At 72.5% G+C, this 8,856-nt stretch carries 10 protein-coding genes; 1 reads left to right on the top strand and 9 read right to left on the bottom strand.

Annotation, left to right across the window (positions count from 1 at the left end):
- Positions 1-487 (bottom strand): general stress protein (locus AB0G16_RS28975; protein WP_362811723.1); only part of this gene is annotated, 487 nt, incomplete at its 3' end.
- 163 nt (positions 488-650) lie between these two features.
- Entirely contained in the window at positions 651-2,090 is a 1,440-nt protein-coding gene (locus AB0G16_RS28970) for a GuaB1 family IMP dehydrogenase-related protein (protein WP_362811720.1), read from the bottom strand.
- Positions 2,091-2,223: 133 nt separating this feature from the next.
- On the opposite strand from AB0G16_RS28970, the gene AB0G16_RS28965 reads away from it, so the two are divergent.
- Positions 2,224-2,691: a GyrI-like domain-containing protein gene (locus AB0G16_RS28965; protein WP_362811717.1), complete on the top strand. Its 468-nt coding sequence runs from the start codon at positions 2,224-2,226 to the stop codon at positions 2,689-2,691.
- Positions 2,692-2,723: 32 nt separating this feature from the next.
- Here the strand turns inward: AB0G16_RS28965 and AB0G16_RS28960 are convergent, their stop codons facing one another.
- The 7 genes from AB0G16_RS28960 to AB0G16_RS28930 form a co-directional block, all read right to left on the bottom strand.
- A complete protein-coding gene (locus AB0G16_RS28960) occupies positions 2,724-3,260 on the bottom strand; it encodes a hypothetical protein (RefSeq protein ID WP_362811714.1) in 537 nt (178 codons plus the stop codon).
- A 12-nt stretch (positions 3,261-3,272) separates the two neighbouring features.
- Positions 3,273-3,503 (bottom strand): helix-turn-helix transcriptional regulator, encoded by a 231-nt coding sequence (locus AB0G16_RS28955; protein WP_344896321.1) that lies wholly within the window; start codon positions 3,501-3,503, stop codon positions 3,273-3,275.
- Positions 3,504-3,522: 19 nt separating this feature from the next.
- Positions 3,523-4,359, bottom strand: coding sequence for an ABC transporter permease (locus AB0G16_RS28950; RefSeq protein WP_362811711.1), 837 nt, complete (start codon positions 4,357-4,359; stop codon positions 3,523-3,525).
- Positions 4,356-5,201 carry an ABC transporter ATP-binding protein gene (locus AB0G16_RS28945; RefSeq protein WP_362811708.1) on the bottom strand — a complete coding sequence of 282 codons (846 nt, stop codon included), beginning with the start codon at positions 5,199-5,201 and terminating at the stop codon, positions 4,356-4,358. Before AB0G16_RS28945 ends, AB0G16_RS28950 begins: the two co-directional genes overlap by 4 nt.
- 165 nt (positions 5,202-5,366) lie before the next feature.
- Positions 5,367-6,641 carry a cytochrome P450 gene (locus tag AB0G16_RS28940; RefSeq protein ID WP_362811705.1) on the bottom strand — a complete coding sequence of 425 codons (1,275 nt, stop codon included), beginning with the start codon at positions 6,639-6,641 and terminating at the stop codon, positions 5,367-5,369.
- A 102-nt stretch (positions 6,642-6,743) separates the two neighbouring features.
- On the bottom strand, positions 6,744-7,460 hold the full coding sequence (locus tag AB0G16_RS28935) for a nitroreductase family protein (protein WP_362811702.1): 717 nt from the start codon (positions 7,458-7,460) through the stop codon (positions 6,744-6,746).
- Positions 7,461-7,648: 188 nt separating this feature from the next.
- On the bottom strand, positions 7,649-8,788 hold the full coding sequence (locus AB0G16_RS28930) for a CaiB/BaiF CoA-transferase family protein (RefSeq protein ID WP_362811700.1): 1,140 nt from the start codon (positions 8,786-8,788) through the stop codon (positions 7,649-7,651).
- Positions 8,789-8,856: the final 68 nt, after the last annotated feature.

Genomic DNA, 8,856 nt, shown 5'->3' with positions numbered 1-8,856 from the left:
CGGCCGGGCCGGGGGTCGAGTCCAGGACGGCCCGCGCGTGGTCCACGTGCGAGGCCGCGACCAGCACGTCGTAGCGACCGGCGACGATCGCGCTGCGCGAGGCGAAGTCCCGCTTGCCACCGGTGAACACGTGGTTGATGAACCCGAACGCGGCGCCCATCACGGCCCCCCACAGGGCCGCCCAGAGCACGAGCACCACGAACGACATCGTGGTCGACGTGAACAGGCCGAGGAACATGCCGACCACGGCGCCGAAGAGCACGCCGCTGCCCGCGCCGGTGAGGGCGGCCCGCCCGTTGGTCATCCGGCCGGTGACGGTCTCCTCGAGCTTGAGATCGCTGCCGACGATCGCCACGTTCTCGACGGGGAACCCCGCGTCGGACAGGGCGTCCACGGTCCGCTGCGCCGCCAGGTAGTTGTCGTATCCCGCGAGGACCCTGCGGTTCACGACGACCTGGTCGTTCAGGCCGGTGGGCGTCTCTTTCATGTCGCTCGCCTTTCGCGTGGGGGATGGAGCCACCGGCCGACTACCCTCCGTCCGCCCGACGATGCGCGCCTTTCGCCCCCTCCGGCCACGACGGCCCGCTCCGGCCACGACGGCCCGCTCCGGCCACGAGGGTCCGCTCCCGCCGGGACGGCACCGGGAAGGGTCACCAGCTCTGGTGCAGCGGCTTGCCCTCGCTGTAGCCGGAGGAGCTCTGCACGCCGACCACCGCGCGCTCGTGGAACTCCTCCAGGGTGGAGGCGCCCGCGTAGGTGCACGAGGAGCGCAGGCCCGCCACGATGGCGTCGATCTGGTCCTCCACACTGGGCATGGCCGGGTCGAGGTACATCCTGGAGGTGGAGATGCCCTCCTCGAACAACGCCTTGCGCGCGCGGTCGAAGGGCGAGTCCTCGGCCGTGCGCAGCCGCACCGCGCGGGCCGAGGCCATGCCGAAGTTCTCCTTGTACCTGCGTCCGTCCGCGGCGGTACGGGTGTCGCCCGGCGACTCGTAGGTGCCGGCGAACCACGAGCCGATCATCACGTTGGCCGCGCCGGCGGCCAGGGCCAGCGCCACGTCGCGGGGGTGGCGGACACCGCCGTCGGCCCAGACGTGGCGGCCCAGCCTGCGGGCCTCGGTCGAGCACTCCAGCACGGCGGAGAACTGCGGGCGGCCCACCCCGGTCATCATCCGGGTCGTGCACATCGCCCCCGGCCCGACGCCCACCTTCACGATGTCGGCCCCGGCCTCGACCAGGTCGCGGACGCCCGCGGCGGTGACGACGTTGCCCGCCGCGACCGGCACGCCCGGGTCCAGCGCGCGGACCGCCCTCAGGGCGGCGATCATCTTCTCCTGGTGACCGTGCGCGGTGTCCACCACCAGGCAGTCCACCCCGGCCTGGAGGATCTCCTTGGCCTTGGCGGCCACGTCCCCGTTGACGCCGACGGCCGCGGCGACGCGGAGCCGGCCCGAGGCGTCGACCGCGGGCCGGTACAGGGTGGCGCGCAGCGCGCCGGTCCTGGTCAGGATGCCCACCAGGCGCCCGTCGCCGTCCACCACCGGGGCCAGCCGGTGGCGGCCCTCGTGCAGGCGGTCGAAGGCCTGGCGCGGGTCGAGCCCGGCGGGCAGCGTGAGCAGGTGGTCGGACATCACCTGGGAGAGCTGCGTGTACATGTCCACGCCGGCGCAGTCGCCCTCGGTGACCACGCCGGCCGGGCGGTTGTCCCAGTCCACGATGATGATCGCGCCGTGCGCCCGCTTGGGCAGCAGGTTGAGGGCCTCGCCGACGGTGTCGTGCGGGGTGAGCGTCAGGGGCGTGTCGTGCACCAGGTCGCGCCGCTTGACCCAGTCGACGACGTCGGCGACGACCTCGATCGGGATGTCCTGCGGGATCACCGCGATCCCGCCCCGCCGCGCCACGGTCTCGGCCATCCGCCGTCCCGCCACCGCCGTCATGTTGGCCACCACGACGGGGATGGTGGTGCCGGTGCCGTCCCGGCCCGAGAGGTCGACGGCGAGCCGTGACCCGACGGAGGAGAGCGACGGCACCATGAACACGTCGCTGTAGGTCAGGTCGTAGGCCGGTGTCATCCCATTGAGAAATCTCACGTTGGTCCACCTTATCCGTGAATTACCGGAGAGAAGTGTTCCCCGTTCCCGCCCTCCCCAAGAGGGCCGAACCGTCGGACCGGAAGGCTAAGATCCCGTTTGCGTGCTTGATGAATGGCCAGGAGGAGGCGCTGTGATCGTCGTTGATCGGCCCGAGATGCTCGTCGTAGGCCATGCCGTACGGACGTCGAACGCCGACGAGATGGAGCCGGGCAGGGGCAGGCTCGGCGCGCTCTGGCGGCGGGCGGGGTCGCCGGGGGCGTTCGCGCACGTGCCGGGGCGGATCGACGAGAACATCTACGCCGTGCTCACCGACTACGAGAGCGACCACCACGGCGCCTACACCCAGATCGTGGGGGTCGCCGTGCGAAGCGCGGCCGCGCTCCCCGAGGGGATGGTGGCCGTCCGGGTGCCCGGCGTGCCGTCGCTGAGGCTGGAGGCCCGCGGGCCGATGCCGGAGGCGCTGCTGGAGTGCTGGCAGCGGTTGTGGAAGCACACCGAGTCGGGCGGCACCCCGCCGCGGGCCTTCACCACCGACGTGGAGATCCACCATCCCGGCGGGGTCGACCTCTACGCGGCGGTGCTGTCCCCGATGCGCTGAACCCGGACGTCCTCGGGCGTCGCCCTCGCGCGTCAGGCGTCGTCGTCGGGCGGCGGGTCGGGCAGCCGCCAGCCGGAGACGATCAGCGGCAGCACGAAGTGGGTCATGAAGAGCGCGATCGTCAGCAGGACCAGCGCCCCGCCCGGCATGAAGAACTCGCGCTTCTGGGGTATGCCCACCACGAGGACCACGACGAGGAGGGTGATCAGGACGCCCGTCATGATCCGGTGGGCGAGGGCGGTGGCCCGCAGGCGCTCGCCGACCTGGCGTTCGTCCAGGTCGCCTTCGGACAGCTCCACGACGCCGCGGGTGGCGACGTTGAGCAGGCTGACGGCCGGCAGGTAGACGATCAGTGAGATCGTCAGCAGCACGATGTTGACCAGGACGGGGCCGTCGCCGGGACCGCTGATCCAGGCCACGGCCGCGTCCACCCAGAACAGCGAGACGCCGAAGGCCGCGGCGGCGGCGAGCAGCCGCCTGCGGCGCCGGGTGGCGTACCAGCCGGGCAGGTAGTCGCCCTGCAGGGCCTCGACGCGGGTCCGGCGCCAGTTCTCTTTCCAACCGTTCACGATCTCATCTGCCTAACCACTGCCCAGCCGCGGGAACGGCCTGAGGGAGAACACGACTTCCAGGGGGACTTCGAAATGCTCGGCGATGCGAAGGGCCAGGAACAGGCTCGGGCTGTACTCGCCGCGCTCAAGGTAGCCGATCGTCTGGTAGTGGACCCCCAGCGCGGCGGCCAGTTCCTTGCGTGAGATGCCACGCTCGGCTCTCAGCACCGAGATCCGGTTGTACACGTCTTCGGCGGACATCCCAGCAGTCTCCCAGCACTCAGGAGGCCTGTGCGGCGAGCCTGCGCTCGGCGAGGCGCGAGCCGGACTCGCGCCGGGTGACCCGGCGGATCAGCGGCGGCGCCAGCAGCGTCCCGGCCACGGCCCAGACCGCCAGCACCGCGCCCACCATGGGCAGGCGCCAGCTCCGGCCGACCTCGGCGGCGAGCATCGTGTCGGGCAGGAAGGCGGCACGCAGGCCGAGCCCCTGCCAGTAGAGCGGGAAGACCTGGGAGACCCACTGGGCCACCTCGGGCAGGAAGGTCATCGGAAGCATCACCCCGGAGGTGACCATCAGCACCATCATCGGCAGCGCCAGGACCCCCGCGGCGGTCTTGGGGCCGGGCAGCATGCAGCCGAGGGCCGCGCCCAGCGGCACCACGGCGGCGGTGCCCAGCAGCATCACCCAGGCCAGGGTGGCCCAGTCACGGGGCGGTGCCACCCCGCCCAGAGCCATGCCGATGGCCAGGATCAGCGCGCTCTGCACGACGATCTGGCCCAGGACGGTCACGCTCCGCCCCACGACGTAGGCGCCGACGCCGCCGGGGACGGTCCGCAGCCGCAGCAGCGTGCCCTCCTCGCGGTCGGCCGCGATGGCCATCGGCAGCGCCATCACGCCGTTGGAGAAGACGGTGAAGGCCAGGAAGCCCACCGTCATGAACGTCTTCATGGAGACCCCGGTCCCCTTGACCTCGTTGTCGCCGATCCACACGAGCAGGCCGGCGAAGATCACGACCGTGCCGAGCAGGGTGTTCAGCATCTCCCTGCGGTCCTTGAGCAGGTGCGTGTGCTCACTCCAGCCGCGTCGCAGCCCGATGCGCAGTGCCTTGACGTTCATGCCGCCCTCCCGATCAGTTCCAGATAGCTCTCCTCCAGCGACGGGCGCCGGATCTCCAGGCCGGGCACCGGTCCCTCGAACCTCCGGTGCAGCTCCCAGGCCACCCGCGAGGGGTCCTCGGTGCGCAGGACCTTCTCCCGGCCGTCCTCGATCCACCGGATGTGCGAGCCGTTCTGCACCTGCGTCGCCAGCTCGGACGGGGTGCCGCAGACGGCGATCTCGCCGTCCACCAGGATCGCGGTGCGGTGCGCCAGCTTCTCGGCCTCGGCCAGGTCGTGGGTGGTCAGCAGCACCGTGATGCCGTCGTCGGCCGCGAGCCGCTCGATCAGCAGGTGGAACTCGCGCCGGGCCTCGGGGTCGAACCCGGTCGTGGGCTCGTCCAGGAAGAGCAGTTCGGGACGGCCGACGATGCCCAGCGCCACGTCCAGCCGGCGGCGCTGCCCGCCGGACAGGCGGCTGACCCGCTGTTCGGCCTGGGCGGTGAGACCGAGATCGGCCAGCAACCGGTCCGGGTCGTGCGGGTCGTCGTAGAAGGATCCGATGTGACCGAGGAGCTCGCGCACGCCCCACCGGCCGTGGTCGCGCCAGCTCTGCAGGACGATGCCCAGCTTCGCCCGCCACGCCTCGGTGGCCTGCTCGGGGTCGGCCCCGAGCACGCTCACCTCGCCGGCCGAGCGGTTCCTGAAGCCCTCGAGGATCTCGATGGTGGTCGTCTTCCCGGCCCCGTTGGGACCGAGCAGGGTGAAGATCTCGCCGCGCCGGATCTGCAGGTCGATGCCTCGCAGGACCTCGGCGGAACCATAGGTCATCCGCAGCTCGCGGACGCTTACCGCAGTACTCATGTTCATGAATGTAGTACATCTACTACACTTGTGCCAACACCTGTGATGGACGGCGGTACACCTCCATTCAGGTGTACCGCCGGTACGACAGGAGGCGGGCGTGGGAACACCGGGGACCACCAGGGGCCGGGCGGCGCGGGCCGCCCGGCCGCCGCCGCCGCGGGGTCACCGGGGGCGCAGGGTCACCGGGAAGGAGGAGACGCCCCGGACGAAGGCGTTGGGAACGACGCGCGGCCCGGCCTCGTCGGCCCGCTCGGCCGAGCCGACCCGGCGGACGAACTCCTCGAAGAAGATCCGCAGCTCCAGCCGGGCCAGCGCGGCCCCCAGGCAGAAGTGGGTGCCCAGCCCGAAGGCGATGTGGCCGCCCGGGGGACGGGTCACGTCGAAGACGCCGGGGTCGGCGAAGACCGCGGGATCGCGGTTGGCGGAGCCGTACATCAGCAGGACCTGCGCGCCGGCCGGGATGCTCCGGCCGGCCAGCGCGGTGTCACGGGTGGCGGTCCGGCACATGTTGAGGATCGGGGTGGTCCAGCGGATGAACTCCTCGACCGCGTTCTCGATCAGCGCCGGGTCCTCGCGCAGCAGCCGCCACTGCTCCGGGTGGCCGATCAGCGCGTCGACGGCGGTGGCGATGACGGTCCTGGTGGTCTCGGCCCCGCCGTCCAGCAGCAGCAGCGCCTCGTTGGCCAGCCGCTCGTCGTCGTAGCGGGGCTCCCGGCTCCAGATCGACGTCAGGTCGTCGCGCGGGCAGCCGCGCCGCTCGGCGGCCAGCTCCAGCACGGCCGTGGCGAACTCCCCGGCCGCCACGGCGGCCTCGTGGGTGACGTAGCGCAGTCCGCCCCCGGCCACGACCGTCGTCTCCGACCAGTGGACCAGCTCCCGCCAGCGCTCGTCGGGGAAGCCCAGCAGCCAGCCGATCATCCTCCCCGGCAGGGGCGCGGCCAGCGCGGGCACCGCGTCCACCGTGCCTCGGTCGAGCGCGTCGTCGAGCAGTTCGGTGACCACCGAGCGCACCCGGCCGGCGTACCTCTCCGTCACGTGGCGGGGGGTGAAGCGCCGGTAGATCAGGCGGCGGCGCTCGGCGTGCTCGGGGTCGTCCACGCCGATCATGGAGGGGTCGCTGGGAAGCTGCGGCCGGTAGCCGGCCGCGTTGGACCAGAGCCTCGCGTCGCGCTCCACCGCGCAGATGTCGGCGTGCCGGGAGACGCCCCACAGGTCGTTGGCCGCGTCGCGGTAGACCGGGGCGTGCTCGCGCAGCCAGGCGTACACCGGCCAGGGGTCGCCCGCGTACAGGTCGCCGTCGAGAAGGTCGATCCCGGCGGTCTCGGGGGATCCGTGCGTCCCGGGCGCCGCCGCCGCGCGGCGCCCGACCTCCCGGTCCACCTCGGAGAACGGGGCGCCCGCCGGGCCGCCCGCCGGACGTTGGACGTGATCATGCATGGTCAGCTCCGGAACATCGGGGTGATCGCACCGAGCCGCCCGATCGGTCGCGCCAACGCGTCCGGGCGAGAGTTGTTCTGCCGTCTCTCGTCGCCGTGCTGCTCAGCCCTCCGGTCTCCACAGGGGCTCGGGGATCTCGAATCCCACGTCCTGGCCCCACCGGTTGCGGTAGCTCACCTCGTGGGCGGGGCGGCGGGGCGCGACGCCCCAGCGCCCGGTCGGGTAGCCGAAGGTGACCGCGCAGGCCATCGTCCAGCCCTTGTCCTCGGGAACGCCGAGGACCCGCATGGTCTCCTCGGCGTGGAAGATGCCGAGCACGCTGGTCAGCGCGCTGCCCACGCCGTGGGCGCGGGCCGCCAGTTGCGCGCTCCACACCGAGGGGAAGATGGAGCCGCCGGACGGGTCGTTACGGACGAACGCGAACAGCAGCAGCGGGTAGTTCTCGAAGTGGTCGGCCAGGTGCTTGGCCGAGTTCAGCACGCTGAGCGTGCGGGTGTCACCCTCGGCCTCGGCCTTCTCGCGCATCGGCCGGTAGTGGCCCTCGAAGAGCTTCCCGAGCGCGTCCCGGTAGAGCGGGCCGAGCCGCTCCTTCACCCCGGGGTCGTCGACGAGCAGGAAGCGCCAGCTCTGCACGTTGCCGCCGCTGGGCGCGCGGACCGCGGCGTCCAGGATGCCGCGCTGGACCTCCTCGGGGATGGGGTCCGGCTTGACCCTGCGCATCGCCCTGGTCGTGTAGAGGGCCTCGAAGACGTCCATCCCCGCCGATCCCGCCGATCCCGCCGATCCCGCCGTGTCCGCCGTCGTGTTCGCCGTGCTCATCGCGCCCGCCGTGCCTTCCCTGTGTTCCGTGTGTTCCGTGTCCTCCGGTTCCGGCGCGCGTTCCGCGCCCCGGACGTCCTGAACGTCCCGCGTGCCCGCCGTGCCCGCCGTGCCCGCCGTGCCCGCCGTGCCCGCCGTGCCCGCCGTGCCCGCCGTGCTCCGCCGGTCGTCCGGGTCGCACGCGCCCGTCACGCCAGCACCCCCGCCGCGCGCAGCCGGGCCGCGGTCTCCTCCGGCAGGCCCCAGGAGGTCAGGTCCGCCAGCCGGGTCGCGGGGGAGAGGTCCTGCTCGGCCACGCCCAGCAGGCGCGGCGCCGGGGCGGGCTGCCGGACCCCGCCGACCTCCACGAACGTGCCCCGGGCCTTGTTGTGCGGGTGGTCGGCGGCCTCGCCCATCTCCAGCACCGGGGAGACGCAGGCGTCCGAGCCGTCGAACACCGCCTCCCACTCGGCGCGGGTCCTGGACCTGAACGTCTCGGCCAGCCGTTCGCGCAGCGCCGGCCACTGCGACCGGTCCTCGCGGTCGGGCAGCTCGGCGGCGGACAGCCCCATCCGGGTGAGCATCTCCGTCCAGAACTGCGGCTCCAGCGGGCCGACGGCCAGGTACCCGCCGTCCGAGGTCTCGTAGGTGTCGTACATCGGCGCGCCGGTGTCGAGCAGGTTCGTGCCGCGAGGTCCCCAGAAGCCGCTCTGCACGCCGTGGTAGAACATCGCGAACAGCGTCGCCGCGCCGTCCACCATGGCCGCGTCGATCACCCGCCCCTCGCCGGTCCGCTCCCGCTCGATCAGTGCGAGCAGCACGCCGTACGCGAGCATGAGGCCGCCCCCGGCGAAGTCGCCGAGGATGTTGATCGGCGGCGTGGGGCGCTCGCCCGCGCGGCCCAGCATCGACAGCACGCCGGAGACGGCGATGTAGTCGATGTCGTGCCCGGCGGTCGCCGCGAGCGGGCCGTCCTGGCCCCAGCCGGTCATCCGTCCGTAGATCAGGCGCGGGTTGACCGCGTGCAGGTCGGCCGGGCCGATGCCGAGACGCTCGGCGACCCCGGGCCGGAACACCTCGACGACCACGTCGGCGTGCCGGGCGAGCTCCTTGAAGGCGGCCACGCCCTCGGGGGACTTCAGGTCCACGCCGACGGTCCGCTTGCCGCGGTCCATCACGTCGGCGCGCGGCCGGTCGCCGGCCTTGGCGACCGTGCTCGCCCGCTCGACGCGCAACACCTCGGCCCCGTGGTCGGCCAGCATCATCCCGGCGAACGGGCCGGGGGCCAGTCCCGCCAGTTCGAGCACGCGGACTCCGGCCAGGGGGCCCTTTCTGGTCACGCGCTCCATCGACATTCTCCTCGGCTGCGACATCGACTCTAGTCCGGCACGGCTCGCACAAGCAAACGCTTGGTAGA

Origin of the sequence: Streptosporangium sp. NPDC023615 (genome assembly GCF_040640155.1) — a bacterium.
Lineage (GTDB): Bacteria > Actinomycetota > Actinomycetes > Streptosporangiales > Streptosporangiaceae > Streptosporangium.
This window is presented reverse-complemented; position numbering and strand designations above follow the sequence as displayed.